Annotated in this window: 12 protein-coding genes; 6 read left to right on the top strand and 6 right to left on the bottom strand. The window is 69.0% G+C overall.

What is annotated here, in order from left to right; translation table 11 throughout:
- Positions 1-104 precede the first annotated feature (104 nt).
- Positions 105-1,289 carry a delta-9 fatty acid desaturase DesA gene (gene desA / locus PotMrB4_RS27265; RefSeq protein WP_074972406.1) on the top strand — a complete coding sequence of 395 codons (1,185 nt, stop codon included), beginning with the start codon at positions 105-107 and terminating at the stop codon, positions 1,287-1,289.
- 183 nt (positions 1,290-1,472) lie between these two features.
- Here the strand turns inward: desA and PotMrB4_RS27260 are convergent, their stop codons facing one another.
- Together PotMrB4_RS27260 and PotMrB4_RS27255 are read right to left on the bottom strand one after the other, a co-directional pair.
- Complete coding sequence (locus PotMrB4_RS27260) at positions 1,473-1,670, bottom strand: hypothetical protein (protein ID WP_044402015.1); 198 nt, start codon at positions 1,668-1,670, stop codon at positions 1,473-1,475.
- Between the two features lie 96 nt (positions 1,671-1,766).
- On the bottom strand, positions 1,767-2,723 hold the full coding sequence (locus tag PotMrB4_RS27255; RefSeq protein ID WP_044402018.1) for a LysR family transcriptional regulator: 957 nt from the start codon (positions 2,721-2,723) through the stop codon (positions 1,767-1,769).
- A gap of 164 nt (positions 2,724-2,887) precedes the next feature.
- On the opposite strand from PotMrB4_RS27255, the gene PotMrB4_RS27250 reads away from it, so the two are divergent.
- The 3 genes from PotMrB4_RS27250 (at position 2,888) to PotMrB4_RS27240 (ending at position 6,023) form a co-directional block, all read left to right on the top strand.
- A complete protein-coding gene (locus PotMrB4_RS27250) occupies positions 2,888-3,949 on the top strand; it encodes an HlyD family secretion protein (RefSeq protein ID WP_172434954.1) in 1,062 nt (353 codons plus the stop codon).
- Between the two features lie 8 nt (positions 3,950-3,957).
- Positions 3,958-4,980 (top strand): DUF2955 domain-containing protein, encoded by a 1,023-nt coding sequence (locus tag PotMrB4_RS27245; protein WP_172434953.1) that lies wholly within the window; start codon positions 3,958-3,960, stop codon positions 4,978-4,980.
- 74 nt (positions 4,981-5,054) lie between these two features.
- Complete coding sequence (locus PotMrB4_RS27240) at positions 5,055-6,023, top strand: GGDEF domain-containing protein (protein WP_172434952.1); 969 nt, start codon at positions 5,055-5,057, stop codon at positions 6,021-6,023.
- Between the two features lie 173 nt (positions 6,024-6,196).
- Here PotMrB4_RS27240 and PotMrB4_RS27235 read toward each other — a convergent pair whose 3' ends face one another.
- Genes PotMrB4_RS27235 through PotMrB4_RS27225 form a run of 3 tightly spaced genes read right to left on the bottom strand, consistent with a single transcriptional unit; the run spans position 6,197 to position 10,255 of the window.
- A complete protein-coding gene (locus tag PotMrB4_RS27235; protein ID WP_172434951.1) occupies positions 6,197-7,804 on the bottom strand; it encodes an arylsulfatase in 1,608 nt (535 codons plus the stop codon).
- Between the two features lie 13 nt (positions 7,805-7,817).
- On the bottom strand, positions 7,818-8,669 hold the full coding sequence (locus PotMrB4_RS27230) for an ABC transporter ATP-binding protein (protein WP_074972400.1): 852 nt from the start codon (positions 8,667-8,669) through the stop codon (positions 7,818-7,820).
- Positions 8,666-10,255, bottom strand: coding sequence for an ABC transporter permease (locus tag PotMrB4_RS27225; protein WP_172434950.1), 1,590 nt, complete (start codon positions 10,253-10,255; stop codon positions 8,666-8,668). Before PotMrB4_RS27225 ends, PotMrB4_RS27230 begins: the two co-directional genes overlap by 4 nt.
- Positions 10,256-10,533: 278 nt before the next feature.
- Here PotMrB4_RS27225 and PotMrB4_RS27220 point away from each other — a divergent pair, with 278 nt between their 5' ends.
- Entirely contained in the window at positions 10,534-11,580 is a 1,047-nt protein-coding gene (locus tag PotMrB4_RS27220; RefSeq protein WP_044402038.1) for an ABC transporter substrate-binding protein, read from the top strand.
- 259 nt (positions 11,581-11,839) lie between these two features.
- Here the strand turns inward: PotMrB4_RS27220 and PotMrB4_RS27215 are convergent, their stop codons facing one another.
- Positions 11,840-12,769: a LysR family transcriptional regulator gene (locus tag PotMrB4_RS27215; protein ID WP_172434949.1), complete on the bottom strand. Its 930-nt coding sequence runs from the start codon at positions 12,767-12,769 to the stop codon at positions 11,840-11,842.
- 360 nt (positions 12,770-13,129) lie between these two features.
- Between PotMrB4_RS27215 and PotMrB4_RS27210 the strand changes: the two genes are divergently transcribed.
- A complete protein-coding gene (locus tag PotMrB4_RS27210; protein ID WP_172434948.1) occupies positions 13,130-15,472 on the top strand; it encodes a TonB-dependent receptor in 2,343 nt (780 codons plus the stop codon).
- Positions 15,473-15,488 lie beyond the last annotated feature (16 nt).

Raw genomic sequence — 15,488 nt, 5'->3', positions numbered from 1 at the left:
GAACAGGATGGTTTTCTCACGAAGCATGGGGATAATGAGGTCGTTTGTCCGACAAATCATCGCGGGCAGATCTCGTTCCTTCTTCCCCCGAGGTTATGCACCCCATGTGGTACAACGGTTTTCTCGACCTGTCGGCCTGGCAGCTCGTGGCAGTCACCCTGGTGATGACCCACATCACCATCGTCAGCGTCACGGTCTACCTGCATCGCTATTCCGCCCATCGATCCCTCGAACTCCACCCGGCCCTCAAGCACTTCTTCCGGTTCTGGCTGTGGATGACCACCGCCATGAACACCCGTGAGTGGACGGCCATCCACCGCAAGCACCACGCCAAGTGCGAAACCGTGGACGATCCCCACAGCCCCGTGCACAAGGGCCTGTCCACCGTGCTGCGGCGCGGCGCGGAACTCTACCGCGAAGAGGCCCGCAACGAGGAGACCCTGCGCATCTACGGCAAGAACTGCCCGGATGACTGGCTCGAACGCAACGTCTACTCGCGCTACCCCATCGGCGGCGTGACCCTGATGGCGATCATCGACCTGGCGCTGTTCGGCGCCGCCGGCATGACCGTCTGGGCCGTGCAGATGATGTGGATCCCCGTCTGGGCCGCCGGCGTCATCAACGGCCTCGGCCACGCCATCGGCTACCGCAACTTCGAATGCCGCGACGCCGCCACCAACCTGGTGCCCTGGGGCATCCTCATCGGCGGTGAAGAGCTGCACAACAACCACCACACCTACCCCAACTCCGCCAAGCTCTCGGTGAAGAAGTGGGAGTTCGACCTGGGCTGGGCCTGGATCAAGCTGTTCAGCCTGCTCGGCCTGGCCAAGGTGCAACGCGTCGCGCCCATCGCTCATCGCGTGGAAGGCAAGGGCAGCCTGGACATGGACACCGCCATGGCCATCCTCAACAACCGCTTCCAGATCATGGCCCAGTACCGCCGCCTGGTGATCGCCCCGCTGGTGAAGCAGGAGCTGGCCAAGGCCGACGAGTCGGTTCGCCACCTGTTCCGCCGCGCCAAGCGCCTGCTCTCCCGCGAGACCAGCCTGCTGGACGACGGCCACCACGCCCGCATCGCCGCCATGCTGGAGCAGAGCCAGGCCCTGCGCACCATCTACGAGAAGCGCCTGGCCCTGCAGCACATCTGGGCCAAGACCAGCGCCAACGGCCACGAGATGCTCGAAGCCATCAAGCAGTGGGTGCACGAGGCCGAGGCCAGCGGCATCCAGTCCCTGCGGGACTTCGCCGAGCAGCTCAAGACCTACTCGCTGCGCCCGGCGACAGCCTGAGGTCAGTGGGTTACGGAAAGGCCGGCACATGCCGGCCTTTTTCATGCCCGCGCATCACGCCCTCCACCCGATGAGCGCGCAAAAAAAAGCCGCCCGGGGAGGGGCGGCTGGAACAAGACACCGGGCGGGTTAGGAGCGGATACCCGGTGTCAGGAGGTCAGGGAAGGAAGGAAACGCGGTCAATCAGCTGTCCTGGGCGGTGTCGGCCGGTTGCTCGGCACCCTGGCGGGCGACGGCCTGCTCGTGAGCGGCGTCGATGGCGCGCTGCTGATACTGCGCATTTCGCGCAACAAAGGCGGAGGACTCTTCAGCGAAGGAGAACTGGGCGAAGGACAGGGCGAAAGCGGCGAAGCTGGCAGTAATGAAGAGATTGCGGTGCATGGCGTGATCCTCGGCGGGATGCATCTGGGAACGGGGGCCATCTTAGGCGCCGGCCCCACCCGGAAAAACCGCCAGGCAGGTGAATCACAATTGCTTCTAGCGCAACAATGAATTCGGTCGCGCCCAGTGCCGAGGGTCGTCCAGCACCGCGTCGTCCTGGGCGAACAGCGGGGGCAGTTCGGCCTTGAGGAAGTCCACCCAGGTGCGGATCTTCGCGTCGATGAAGTGCCGCGACGGGTAGATCGCATAGATGTTGCGCTCGCGCAGGCGGTGTTCCGGCAACAGCCGCAGCAGGCTGCCTTCGCGCAAGGGCTGGCAGGCGACGAAGGAGGGCAGCAGGCAGAAGCCCATGCCGGCCTGGGCCGCCCGCGCCAGGGACTCGGCCACGTTCACCTGGAAGGCCTCCGCCGGCAGCACGTCGTATTCGCCGTGCTCGTCGCTCAGGGTCCAGTTGTCCTGGTAGAGCGGGTCCAGCAGGCGCAGGTAGCGGTGCCGGCGCAGGTCCGCCGGGCCGCTGGGCACGCCGTGGCGGGCCAGGTAGTCGGGCGAGGCGCAGAGCACGCTGTACATCTGCCCCAGTGACTGGGCGATGCGCTGGGAGTCCGGCAGCTCGCGGGCGAAGGTCAGCACCACGTCCTGGCCGTCCTCGATGGGGTCGGGGTTGCGCTGCGACAGCGTCAGCTCCACCACCACCTCCGGGTACAGCGCGCTGTAGCGGGCCACCAGCCCGGTGACGTGCTGCAGGCCGAGGCCGGTCATGGTGTGCACCCGCAGGCGGCCGCTGGGCTTGAGGTGCGCCCCGCGCGCCTCGGCAGCGGCCTGGTCCACCTCGTCGAGGATCGAGCGGCAGCGCTGCAGGTAGCGCTCACCCACTTCCGTCAGCCCCAGGCGCCGGGTGGTGCGGTGCAGCAGCCGGGCCTGCAGCTGCTGCTCCAACTCCGACACCAGGCGCGACACCTGGGCAGTGGACAGGTCCAGGGCCTGGGCGGCGGCCGTGAAGCTGCCGGTCTCGATGACGCGAACGAACACACGCATGCTGTTCAGGGTGTCCATTGTTACTCCTCGCGCAAGGCTGCTTCTCTGGGGACGCGGATTATCAGGGAAAAGCGGCCCAATATACTGCGGTGCCGAACTGTTTCCCATTTCGCTGGTGTGCCGCCTTCCGGCCCGTTCCGTGGCCTTGCGGCCTGTTCGTCCAGCGCCGCCAGAGGTAATTCATGACCCCCGATCAACGCTTCGCGCGCCGGGTCCGCGCCGCCATCGTCGCCTTCGTCCTGCTGTTCGCCTACTTCCTCGCCGCCGACCTGTGGATGCCCGTCACGCCCCAGGCCCAGCTGACCCGTCCGGTGGTGCGCCTGGCGCCCCGTGTCGGTGGCCAGGTGCTGGACGTGGCCGTGGCCAACAACCGCCACGTCGAGGCCGGCCAGGTGCTGTTCCGCCTCGACCCCGAGCCCTATCGCCTCGCCGTGGCCGCCGCCGAGCTGGCCGTGGAGGCGGCTGCGCGGGACAACGCCGAGCTGGACGCCGGCCTCGCCGCCGCCCGGGCCTCGCTGCACGCCGCCGAGGTGACCGCCCGCGAGCTGGAGCGCGAGACCGACCGCCTTGCGCGCCTGGTGCAGACCCAGCACGTCTCCCGCCAGCTCTACGAACAGACCGAGTCGCGCCGCAGCGCCGCCCGCGCCGACGTCCTCGCCGCCCAGGCACGCATCCGCGAGCAGGAGGCCCGCCGGGGCACCGCAGGCGCCGACAACCTGCGCCTGCGCCAGGCCCGCAACCAGCTGGAGCAGGCCCGCCTGCAACTGGCCTACACCGAGGTCCGCGCCGAGCGTGCCGGGGTGGTCAGCAACCTGCAGCTCTCGCCGGGCGCCTACGTCGCCGCCGGCACCCCGGTGGCCGCCCTGGTGGCCGACGAGGTGGACATCAGCGCCGACTTCCGCGAAAAGGCCTTGCGCTATGTCGGCCCGGGCGATGCCGCCGCCGTGGTCTTCGACGCCTGGCCGGGGCACATCTTCCCGGCCCGGGTCAGCGCCATCGACGCCGGCGTGCGCGAGGGCCAGCTCGATGCCAACGGCGACCTGGCGGCTCCCGCCAGCTCCGACCGCTGGGTCCGTGATGCCCAGCGCCAGCGCCTGCACGTGGTGCTGGAGCAGGCGCTCGAGGCGCCCCTGCCCAGCGGCGCCAAGGCCACGGTGCAGCTCTACCCCCACGACTCGCCGCTGGCCAGCGCCCTGGGCCGCGCGCAGATCCGCCTCATCGCCTGGCTCCACTACATCTACTGAGTCCGACAATGAAGCGCGCCCTCGACGAAAACGGCCTGCGCCAGTGCCTGCGCCTGGCCTGCGGCGGCACCCTCGGGCTGTTCGTCTGCAAGCTGATGAACTGGGACAACGGCTCCTTCTTCTGCGTCTACCCCATGCTGCTGCTCGGCCTGGTGCCCACCCTCAACGCCCACCTGATCCGCCAGTTCCTCGCCCAGGCGGTGCTGGTGAGCCTGGAGACACTGGTCATCTACGGCCTGTTCGGCGACCGCCCGCTGCTCATCGTGCCCCTGGTGTTCCTTGCCTTCTTCTGGCGCTTCGCCCTCATGGCGCGTGGCCCGCTGTTCCTGTTCGGCGCCCTGGGCTGCGTGTTCCTCTCCATGCAGCTGCACTTCGCCAGCTACCCCGACACCCGCCTCTACGACCTGGTGGCCAGCAACCTGGTGGCCGCCGGCCTCACGGTGCTGATCGCCTGGCTGATGTTCTACTGCTTCCCCGACGCCGAGCCGCGCGCGCCCCGCGTCCTCCCGGAGAAGGACCTGCCCAGCCGACGCCACGAGGCCGTGCTCGGCGCCAGCCTCGCCACACTGTCCTTCATGCTCTTCCAGACCCTCGACCTCAGGGACTCGCTGTCGGCCCAGATCGCCTCGATCCTGGTGCTGTTTCCGATGCACTGGCACGGCATCCGCTTCGCCGGGCGTATCCGCGCCCTCGGAACCCTGCTCGGCTGCGTCATCGCCCTCAGCCTGCAACTGCTGCTCTACGACCACTACGACGTACTACCGCTCGTCACCTCGCTGTACTGGATCGCCGCGTTTTTCTGTGCCCGGGTGCACGTATTGGAGGGTGCACAGGGGGTTGGCTTCGGCGCGTTGACAACTTTGGCCATCGTTTTCGGTCAATACCTGACGCCGAGTCACGACATGATGTTCAGCCTGGCCTATCGGCTCAGTTCGGTTTGCGTAGCGGTCTTCGTCACCCTCCTTGCGGTGTTCGTCCTACACCGGCTCCTCAACCGTTTTGCCGCCACCCGCCACCAGAGCCATGCTTGATTCGGCCTTGCCCCGCCTGCCCGGGATGGGCGGGCTCAACCCGATCGAGGACGCGAAGGAAGGCTATGGGACGGATGGAAAACCTGGACGAAATACCCAGCGAGGCGGAAAAGCTCACCCTGGCGCTGCTGCACAGCCGGGGTGAGGTGGAGCGCCTGCGCGAACGCGAGGCGCTGTTCAACGTGCTGCTGGGCAGCGTCAACGCCGTGCTCTGGGCGCTGGACTGGGAGGCGCAGAAGATCGTCTACGTCAGCCCCCACTACGAGCGCCTGTTCGGCCGCCCGGCCGAACTGCTGATGGTGGACGTCAACGAATGGCGCAATTGCATCTACCCCGACGACGTCGAGTACGCCGCCAGCAGCCTCGCCCAGGTGCTGGAGAAGGGCGCCATCGAGGCCCGCGAGTACCGCATCATCCGTGGCGACGGCCAGGTGCGCTGGCTCAGCGACAAGTGCTTCGTCAGCCGCCAGGGCCAGGCCGGGCAGACCACCCTGGTGGTGGGCATCGCCGAAGACATCACCGAGAAGAAAACCCTGGAGGCCGAGCTGCAGCGCCTGGCCACCACCGACGTGCTGACCGGCACCAGCAACCGCCGGCACTTCTTCGAATGCGCCCAGCGCGAGTTCGACGTCGCCGAACGCTACGAGCGGTCCCTGGCCTTCCTGCTGCTGGACATCGATGACTTCAAGCAGATCAACGACACCTTCGGCCACCAGGTGGGCGACGTGGTGCTGCAGCGCATCGCCCAGTGCGGTGCCGGTGCCCTGCGGCGGGTCGACCATTTCGGCCGCATCGGCGGCGAGGAGTTCGCCGCCGTGTTCCCCGGCTGCGACCCGGCCCAGGCCCTGCAGGTGGCCGAGCGCCTGGAGCGCGAAGTGCAGCGGCTGTCGTTCAGCGCCAACGGCAAGGTGTTCAGCGTCACCCTCAGCCAGGGCCTCACCACCCTGCGCCCCGGCGACACCCTCGAACAGCTCTACACCCGCGCCGACGAGGCCATGTACACCGCCAAGCGCAGCGGCAAGAACCGCATCGTGCAGGTCTAGCCACCCGGCCATGCGGGCTTCGTGCCGTAGGGGCGGCTTCAGCCGCCAAGCGGGCCGCAGGCCCGCCCTTCGGAATCCATGGGACCGCTATGCGGTCCTTGGGCGAATGAATTCGCCCCTACAGGTTCATCGCCACCACGGTCCACCCTGCGCCCCCATTCTTCGCGCTCGCCCTACGGCTGGAACGGCGACTCGCTGAGGATCACCCCCGTCTCGTCCACATAGCGCTGCCAGGCCTCGATCAGCCCGGCCAGCGCTTCCGGCCGCTCCTGGGCCAGGTCGTGGATTTCCCCGGGGTCCTTCTCCAGGTCGTACAGCTGCCAGGTTTCCGGTCCCACCGGCGCGGGGATGTACACCGCCTTCAGGTGCCCCTGGCGGATGGCACGCATGCCGAACAGCTCCCAGCCGGTGGCCGTCCTGCCGTCGTGCACCTGGGGCGTCTCGCCCGAGAGGTAGCCCAGCCAGGAGCGCCCGCGCACCGGTGCCACCTCGCGGCCGCGCCAGCGGGTACCCGGGTGTCGCACGCCGGCCAGGTCCAGCACCGTCGGGGTGATGTCCATCACCGTGGCGAAGGTGTGGCTCACCTGCTTCTGCCGGCGCAGCTGTGGATAACGCACCAGCGCCGGCACGCGGATGCCGCCCTCGGTGGTGAAGGCCTTGTACAGGCGCGACGGCGCCGTGGCCGCCTGGGCCCAGCGCGGCCCGTACCAGACGTAGGAGTTGGCACGGCCGATGTTCTCCAGGCTGTTGTCGTAGTGCTGGTCGAGGAAGCTCTTCAGGTTCGGGCCGAACTTGGGGAAGGCCTCCAGCAGCGCGCCCTCGGCGCCGTTGTCGGACATGAAGAGGATGAAGGTGTCGTCCTCCAGGCCCTGCTGGCGCAGGTAGTCCAGTACCCGGCCGATGTTCCAGTCCATGCGCTCCACCATCGCCGCATAGACCTCCATGGTCCGCGCCGACACCTGGCGTTGCGCCTCGCTCAGCGCGTCCCACTCGGCGCTGATCGCCCGCACCGGGTGCGCTTCCACATCCGCCGCCACCAGCCCCAGCGCCTTGAGCTTCTCCAGGCGTTCCAGGCGCAGCGCCTCGGGCCCGGCGTCGTAGCGGCCCCTGTAGTTATCCACAACCTCGGCCGGCGCCTGCAGCGGCCAGTGCGGCGCCGAGAAGGGCAGGTAGGCGAAGAACGGTCGGCTCTGGTCGCGCTCCTTCAGGTACTGGATCAGCCGGTCGGCGAAGGCGTCGGAGGAATAGAAACCCTCCGGCAGCTGCTCGATGAAGCGGTCGTCTTCCACGTACAGCGCCGGTGTCGCCTTGAGGATGCCCGGCGTGGTCTCGTCGTAGGGCGGCTCGTAGCCATAGTGGTTGGCTGCCCCCGGCAGCAGCGAGAAGGAGCGCTCGAAGCCCCGTGCATGGGGCGCCCGCTCGGCGGTCAGGCCCAGGTGCCACTTGCCGGACATCAGCGTCTGGTAGCCCGCCTCGCGCAGCAGCTCCGGCAGCGCCACCACGCGGTCGTTGAGGTAGCCCTCGTAGCCCGGCTTGCCGATCAGCTCCGGGGTCAGCGCCTCGGCCATGGTGCCGATGCCGGCGATGTGGTGGTCGGTGCCGGTGAGCAGCATCGAGCGGGTCGGCGAGCAGGTGGGCGCGGTGTGGAAGTCGGTCAGGCGCAGGCCGTCGAAGGCCAGGCGGTCCAGGTTCGGCGTGGCGATCTCGCCGCCGAAGGCGCCCAGGTCGGAGAAGCCCAGGTCGTCGGCGACGATGATCAGGAAGTTCGGGCGTTTGCTCATGGAGGCTCCAGGGTCAGAGGGCGATGGATTCGAAGGGCAGGTCGGCCAGCCGGGGCGGCTGCGGCGGGCGGTAGTCGCCATCGCCGGTGAGCTGGTGCAGCAGCGCCTCGCGCACCTGGTGGAAGTCATGACCGGTGCGCTGGCGCGGGCGCGGCAGGTCGATCGGCACCACCTGCTTGATGCGCCCGGGGCGGGGCGCCATCACCACCACGCGGTCGGCCAGGTAGATGGCCTCCTCGGCGTCATGGGTGACCAGCAGGGTGGTGATGCGCTGGCGCGCGCGGATGGCCAGCAACTCGTCCTGCATCTGCTGGCGGGTCAGCGCATCGAGGGCGCCGAAGGGCTCGTCCAGCAGCAGGATGCGCGGGCTCGCCACCAGCCCCCGGGCGATGGCCACGCGCTGGGCCATGCCACCGGAGAGCTGGTGCGGGTAGGCCCCCTCGAAGCCGCCCAGCCCCACCAGCTGCACGAACTGCTGGATGCGCCGGGCGCGCTCGCCCTGTTCCAGCTTCTCGTTGACCAGGCCCAGGCCGATGTTCTGCGCCACCGTCAGCCAGGGGAACAGGCGGTGCTCCTGGAACACGATGCCGCGTTCGCCACCGATGCCGCGCACCGGCTGGCCGTCCACCTCGATGCGGCCGTCGAAGGCGGTGTCCAGGCCCACCAGCAGGCGCAGCAGGGTGGATTTGCCGCAGCCGCTGGAGCCGACGATGGCGATGAACTCGCCCTCTTCGATATCCAGGCTGAAGTCCTGGATGGCCTGGAAATCCTGGCCATCCACCTCGAAGACCTTGCCGACCCCGGCGAAGCGCACCGTCGGCGCGCGGGTCGTGGCGGGTGGCGACACCCGGTGGAATGCGTTCATGCGGTTCTCCAGCGCGTCGCGCGCGCTTCGATGCGTTGTCCGAGGGTGCCCAGCAGCGCGCCCACCAGGCCCACCAGGACCATGGCGGCCATCACCTGGTCCATGCGGAACAGCTGCTGCGCGCCGAGCATGTAGCTGGCGATGCCGCCGTCCGAAGGCATGAAGTACTCGGCACCGATGGTGCCCAGCCAGGCGTAGATCAGCCCCAGGCGCAGGCCGGCGAAGATCGCTGGTGCCGCACCCGGCAGCACCAGCAGGCGCAGGCGCTGGCCCAGGCCGAGGCGCATCACCTGCGCTGCCTCGCCGAGCTGCGGCGAAAGTGCCAGGACGCCGCGCTGGGTGGCGATGAACAGGGGGAAGAAGGCCGCCAGGGCGACGAAGGCCAGCTTGGCCGCCTCGCCGAGGCCGAACCAGGCGGTGAGCAGCGGCACCCAGGCGAAGATCGCCACCTGGCGCAGGGCCGAGAGGCTGGGGCCGGCGAAGCGCTCGGCACGGGCGGAGAGCCCCAGCAGCAGGCCCAGCGCCAGCCCCGCGCCGCCCCCCAGCGCCAGGCCTGCCACGGTGCGCTCGAGGCTGGCACCCATGGCCGTGGGCAGGCTGCCATCCAGCAGCCCCAGGTGCAGGGCACGCAGCACCGCCAGCGGGGAAGCGAGGATATTGGCGTCGACCCAGCCCAGGCTGCTGCTGGCCTGCCACACCGCCAGCAACACCAGGGGCAGCACCGCCGCCTGCAAGCGCTGCCAGCCCCGCAGGCGCGGGCCGCGCGGGCGCTCGGCGGTGGCCGGGTGCGGCCAGAACAGCAGGCGGGCGTCGAGCAGGTTGATGCCGCGATCCATCAGCGCGCCCACCAGGCCGATCACCAGGATGCAGACGAACACCAGGTCGAGCATGAACAGCTGGCGGCCCCAGACCATCAGGTAGCCGATGCCCTCGCTGGAGGCCAGCAGCTCCACCGCCAGCAGCGAGGTCCAGCCGGTGGCCAGGGCCAGGCGCAACCCGGCCATGAAGGCGGGCAGGGCCGCCGGCACGACCAGGCGCCAGGCCAGCAGGTGCGGCGGCAGGCGCAGCACCGCCGCCGCCTCGCGCAGGCGTGGCTGGGCATCGCGCACGCCGGCCAGAGTGTGCAGGGTCACCGGCACCACCACGGCCTTGACCAGCACCACCAGCTTCAGCGCCTCGCCGATGCCGAACAGCAGCATGAACAGCGGGATCCACGCCAGGGTGGGGATCTGCGCCAGGGCCACGAAGCTCGGGTAGACCAGCGCCTCGGCCCGCCGTGACAGCCCCAGCCAGGTGCCCAGCAGGGTGCCGGCGGCCACGCCGAGGGCAAAGCCCAGCAGCAGCCGCTGCAGGCTTATCCACAGGTGCGCCCAGAGTTCGCCGGAGCCGAATTCCACCGCGCTCTGCCACACCAGCGCCGGAGACGGCAGGATCTGCCCGGACATCCACTGGCCCCGCGCGGCCAGCCACCACAGCAGCAGGAGCGCGGCGGGCAGGGCCCAGGGCAGCAGCACGGCACCGACCCGGGGGCGTCGGCGCACGGCTGGCAGGGGCAGGGTGGGGAACGGCGTCTGGATCGTGCTCATCGGGTCTCCCGGCGCGCCATGAATATTTCCCGGAGGCATAAGAAGCGCTGGCTTCTGCTGTTCCAGGGATAAGAAGGGCTATTCATAGGGAGCGGCGGGGGAGGGCGGCAAATGCATTTGCCGAATATTTTCCATGCGCGCGGCGCATACCGGCCTGGCGGGTGCGGCAGTGCTGGCTTAAGCATCCAGGGAATAAGTGAATGAGTTTTTATTATTTAATTTGCCGTTCAGCCTGTGGATAAGGTGCCGCCATCGACCTTATCCACAGGAGCCCCGCCATGTCCCTTTCCCTGCCGCGCCTCATCGGGCGCTTCGTCCCCGCCTTGTTGGCGGGCTGGCTGGGCACCTTCGCCCTGCCTGCCCAGGCAGCCGCCCCCAGCACCCTGCGCATCGCCGTGCCCGACCTCAGCGCCGGCAGTGAACACAGCGGCGGTGGCGTGGTGGACGTGCTGCGCAGCCGGCAGATCCTCGAACAGGAATTCGCCGCCGACGGCATCCGCGTCGAATGGCTGTTCTTCAAGGGCGCCGGCCCGGTGATCAACGAAGCCCTGGCCAACGGCCAGGTGGACTTCGCCTACCTCGGCGACCTGGCCGCCATCATCGGCAAGGCCAGCGGCCTCGACACCCGCCTGCTCAGCGCCACCGCCCGCGACGTGAAGAGCTACCTGGGCGTGGTGCCCGGCTCGGGAATCAAGACCCTGGAGGACCTCAAGGGCAAGCGCGTCGCGGTGTTCCGCGGCACCGCCAACCAGTTGTCCTTCGCCAACGCGCTGGCCAGCCGAGGCCTGTCCGAACGCGACTACAAGGTGATCAACCTCGACTTCAACGCCGCCAACGCCGCCCTCGCGGCCAAGCAGGTGGACGCCTCCTGGGGTCTGGCCGGGCTCATCGCCCTGCGTGAGAAGGGCCTCGCCGAACTGCCGCTCAGCACCCGCGACCTGGGCGGCGCCGGCAGCACCCAGGCGGTGCTGGTGGGCACGGGTGCCTTCGTCCGCGAGTACCCCGAGATCACCGCGCGCCTGGTCAAGGCCCAGCAGCAGGCGGTGGAGTGGCTGCGCGACGACAACCACAAGCAGGCCTACGTCGAACTGGTCTCGCGCCTGGCCAGCTACCCGCCGGTGATCCTCGGCACCGACCTCAAGGACGACAGCTTCCACACGATCTTCGACCCGCGCCTGGATGCCGACTTCCTCGCCCGCCTGCAGAAGGGCGTCGACTTCGCCGCCGAACAGCGCCTGATCCGCAAACCCTTCCAGGTGAGCGACTGGGCCGAACCGCGCTTCCTCGATGCCGCCCTGGCCGAGCAGGCCCAGGCCTCGCGCTGAACTCCGATTCGCAGGGTGGGCTTCAGCCCACCGACGGAGTCGCGGTTGGCCCCGATAGTGGGGCGGTGAGCCGCCCCCTATGCGCCTGGGAGCCGTCCGTAGGATGCGGTGAGCTGTGCGAACCGCATCGCACCTCAGGCGCCCTGCAACGATGGGCTTCGCACCCCGGGCGCCCGGCAATGATGGGCTTCGCCTCTGCGCGCCGATTCGTTTGGGTGTGCTTCAGCCCACCGACAGGTGCCCCCACGGGCCGGGTCCGTCAGGCGCTCTGGCGTTCTGGCGCCGCGTCGGCCTGGTCCCGCTCGACGATGATCTCGATCAGCGCCCGCGCGGCGGGGGAGAGGCGGTAGCCGGTGCGGGTGACGATGCCGCAGCGGGCGGAGAGGCTGTCCAGGTTGTCCGGCAGGTTGCGAAAGCCCAGCAGCGCCAGCTCGCCGCGCTCCAGGTGGGGCGCCAGGGTTTCCAGCATGGCCAGGCCCACCGCATCGGTCTGGCTCACCACCTGCACCAGCGCGGGCACGTGCTCGCATTCCACGTTGAGGCTGAAATCGGCCTTGCCGCTGAAGCCGGCCAGCAGCTTGCGCACGCCCGCCGGCAAGCGCGTGGCGGCCAGCGGGTAGTCGAACAGGTCGTTGGTGGAGAGGCTGTCCTTGGCCAGCAGCGGATGCCCCGTCCGGCAGAAGAAACGCCCCCGGCGCGGGCTCAATTCGCGGGTCTGGAAGTTCGGATCGGTCTCGAACTGGCGGATGTCGGCGATGAAGAACTCGATCTCCTCCCGCGCCAGCAAACGGCCCAGGGTCTCCCAGTTGTTCACCTCAAAGCGCGCATTCACCCGTGGATGGCGGCGGATGAACGCTGCCAGCGCATCCGGCACCAGGCTCGCCGCCGGCGCCGGGCCGCAGCCGAAGTGCAGCTCGCCGGCGTCCAGCTTGGTCATCTGGTTGATCTCGTGCACCAGGTTGCTGGCGCCCTGCACCAGGCGCAGCGCGTGCTGCAGCACCACCTGGCCCTCCGGTGTGGGGCGCAGGTCCTTGTTGCCCCGGTCCACCAGCTGGCAGCCCAGCGCCTGCTCCAGGCCCTGGATGCTGCGGCTGAAGGCCGGCTGGGTGATGCCCATGGCATCGGCCGCGCGGACGAAGCTGCGGTATTCGATCAGGGCGACGAAGTAACGGAGTTGGCGCAGGTCCATACATGCTCTTCCGGCATCGAAAATATAGGGCGAAGGCATTTGCCGGCCTCTGGGGGCTGGTTTTAAATGCAGGCTCTTATTCCGTCAACGAAGCTTAAATAGATAAATAAGATTTAAATGGAATAAGCATATGGCCCAGCCCAGAGGGGGACCTGCACCATGAAACCGCTTGCCATGCCCATCGCCTTGCCGCCGTGCCCGTGCCCCATGTCCGTCCGGATGGGGTGTCGCTGAGGCACCGTCCCAGCGGCTGAGCGCCCCGCGCCGCGCCGCACTCCCTGAACACCGCGCTGCCGTTGCCCGCCTGGGTGACGCGGCCCCGCTCGGCCCGGCGCCGGGCCCGATGCCAAGGAACCGATCATGAGAAACCGCCGTACCGCCTTGCGACCGCCCTTCACCCTGCGCCGCCTCGACGCCAGCCTGGCCCTGCTGCTGGCCTTCGGCAGCGCCCCCGCCTGGGCCGCCGAGCGGCCTGCCGACAACCCGAAGGCCGAGGAGGACGTGGCCCTGCAGAAGGTCACCGTCACCGCCCGTCGCCGTGAGGAAAACGCCCAGGACGTCCCCACGCCGATCACCACCCTGGGCGGGGAAAACCTCGAAGCCCAACGCATCTACAAGGTGCAGGACCTGCAGCAGGTGCTACCCAGCGTCAACGTCGCGTTCATCCATGCGCGGCAATCCAGCGTCGCGGTGCGTGGCATTGGCAACAACCCGGCCAGCGACGGCCTCGAAGGCAGCGCCGGGGTCTACCTCGACAACGTCTACCTCGGTCGCCCGGGCATGGCCGTGTTCGACCTGCTGGACATCGAGCAGCTGGAGCTGCTGCGTGGCCCCCAGGGCACCCTGTTCGGCAAGAACACCACCGCCGGCGTGCTCAACATCAGCACCCGCGCCCCCACCTTCAGCCCCGAGCGCACGGTGGAGGTCTCCGGCGGCCAGGACGGCTACTTCCAGGCCAAGGGCACGGTCAACGGCGCCCTCACCGACACCCTCGCCGCACGCCTGTCGGCCTACCGCACCCGCGACGACGGCTTCATCAAGAACATCCACACCGGTGATTACCTCAACGGTGGCGAGCGCCAGGGCGTGCGCGGGCAACTGCTGTTCAAGCCCAACGACGACTTCAACCTGCGCTGGATCAACGACTACAACGAGGAGGATTCCAGCACCGGCACCATGGTGGTCTACGGCGCGCCGGCCCGTTACTGGCAGCGCGCGGCGCTGGCGGGTGCCTCGCCGGTGCGCGACCCGGACGACAGGAAGGTCAACATCGACGGCCGCCAGAACGTCAGCGTGCACCAGGGCGGCAGCTCGGTGGAGGCCAACTGGAACCTCGCCGGCGGCTACACCCTCACCTCCATCAGTGCCTACCGCTACTGGCACTTCACCCCGGCCAACGACGAGAGCCTCAACGTACCGGCGCTGCTCAACACCGGCGTGGAAGTGCACGACCGCCAGTTCTCCCAGGAGATCCGCCTGGCCTCGCCCACCGGCGGCGCCTTCGACTATGTGGTCGGTGCCTACGTGTTCAACCAGAACCTCGGCAACAAGTCCTTCACCGACTACGGGTCTCGGGCCGACCTGTTCCTGCTCGGTGCCAACCTCAACGCCTTCAACAACGTCAGCACCCAGGCCAACGGCAAGATCGAGACCGACAGCTACGCGCTGTTCGCCCAGGGCACCTGGCACCTCACCGACCGCCTCGACTTCACCGCCGGCCTGCGCGGCACCTACGAGGAGAAGGACGCCAAGGTCGAGCGTTTCGCCCCGGTGGGCGGCGCTGCCGTCAGCGGCCAGGCCGCCGCCATCCGCGCGGCGCAACTGGGCGCCTACGACTCGGGCGACCTCAGCCTGCACAACGCCGCACCGTCCTTCCTGCTGAACCTGGCCTACAAATTCGACGACGACCTGCTGGGCTACGCCTCCCTGGCCCATGGCGAGAAGTCCGGCGGGGTGAACCTGGCGGTGGGCTCGGCCCCGGTGGCCGGTGCCGACTCCCTGGTGGTCGGGCCGGAGCGCGCCAACGACGCGGAGCTGGGCTTCAAGAGCACCCTGCTGGACAACCGCCTGCAGCTCAACGCCAACCTGTTCTGGACCGGCATCCACGGCTACCAGGCCACCACCCTGTACCAGGCGCCGGGCTCCACCAACGTCGTGCAGGTGCTGGCCAACGCCGGCAGCGTGCGCTCGCGCGGCCTGGAGTTCGAGGCCACCGCGCTGCCCCTGCGCGGGCTGACCCTGCGCTTCAACGGCTCCTACAACGACGTCACCTACCTCAGCTTCAAGGACGCCCCGTGCCCCGGCGAGGTGAGCACCGCTCCCGGCGCGCCGGCCACCTGCGACCTCACCGGCGAGCGCGTGGTCGGCGCCTCGAAATGGATCGCCAACCTCAGCGGCGAATACAAGTGGCAGCTGGAGAACCGCATCGAGCCCTACCTCACCGCCAGCTACGCCTACCGCTCCGAGGCCGAAGGCACCCTGGACAACTCCGACCTTTCCAAGATCGACGGCTACGGCCTGGTCAACCTCTCGGCCGGCGTGCGCCGCGACCTGGGCGACGGCCAGGTGGACGCCTCCATCTGGGTGCGCAACGCCACCGACACCGACTACTACCTGAGCGCCTTCGCCTACCTGAACGGCGCCTACACCGCCTCGGTGGGCGCCCCGCGCACCGCCGGCGTCTCCCTGCGCTACGACTTCTGACCCCCAGCACCACCCA

The organism is Metapseudomonas otitidis, assembly GCF_011397855.1.
Taxonomy (GTDB): domain Bacteria; phylum Pseudomonadota; class Gammaproteobacteria; order Pseudomonadales; family Pseudomonadaceae; genus Metapseudomonas; species Metapseudomonas otitidis.
The sequence above is the reverse complement of the archived record's forward strand: the minus strand, read 5'-3'. Positions and strand labels throughout refer to the sequence as shown.

Coding starts and splice junctions, on each gene's coding strand:
- PotMrB4_RS27220 (WP_044402038.1), top strand. CDS start 10,534: ATGTCCCTTTCCCTGCCGCGCCTCATCGGGCGCTTCGTCCCCGCCTTG.
- PotMrB4_RS27250 (WP_172434954.1), top strand. CDS start 2,888: ATGACCCCCGATCAACGCTTCGCGCGCCGGGTCCGCGCCGCCATCGTC.
- PotMrB4_RS27215 (WP_172434949.1), bottom strand. CDS start 12,769: ATGGACCTGCGCCAACTCCGTTACTTCGTCGCCCTGATCGAATACCGC.
- PotMrB4_RS27235 (WP_172434951.1), bottom strand. CDS start 7,804: ATGAGCAAACGCCCGAACTTCCTGATCATCGTCGCCGACGACCTGGGC.
- PotMrB4_RS27260 (WP_044402015.1), bottom strand. CDS start 1,670: ATGCACCGCAATCTCTTCATTACTGCCAGCTTCGCCGCTTTCGCCCTG.
- PotMrB4_RS27240 (WP_172434952.1), top strand. CDS start 5,055: ATGGAAAACCTGGACGAAATACCCAGCGAGGCGGAAAAGCTCACCCTG.
- desA (WP_074972406.1), top strand. CDS start 105: ATGTGGTACAACGGTTTTCTCGACCTGTCGGCCTGGCAGCTCGTGGCA.
- PotMrB4_RS27245 (WP_172434953.1), top strand. CDS start 3,958: ATGAAGCGCGCCCTCGACGAAAACGGCCTGCGCCAGTGCCTGCGCCTG.
- PotMrB4_RS27255 (WP_044402018.1), bottom strand. CDS start 2,723: ATGGACACCCTGAACAGCATGCGTGTGTTCGTTCGCGTCATCGAGACC.
- PotMrB4_RS27225 (WP_172434950.1), bottom strand. CDS start 10,255: ATGAGCACGATCCAGACGCCGTTCCCCACCCTGCCCCTGCCAGCCGTG.
- PotMrB4_RS27230 (WP_074972400.1), bottom strand. CDS start 8,669: ATGAACGCATTCCACCGGGTGTCGCCACCCGCCACGACCCGCGCGCCG.
- PotMrB4_RS27210 (WP_172434948.1), top strand. CDS start 13,130: ATGAGAAACCGCCGTACCGCCTTGCGACCGCCCTTCACCCTGCGCCGC.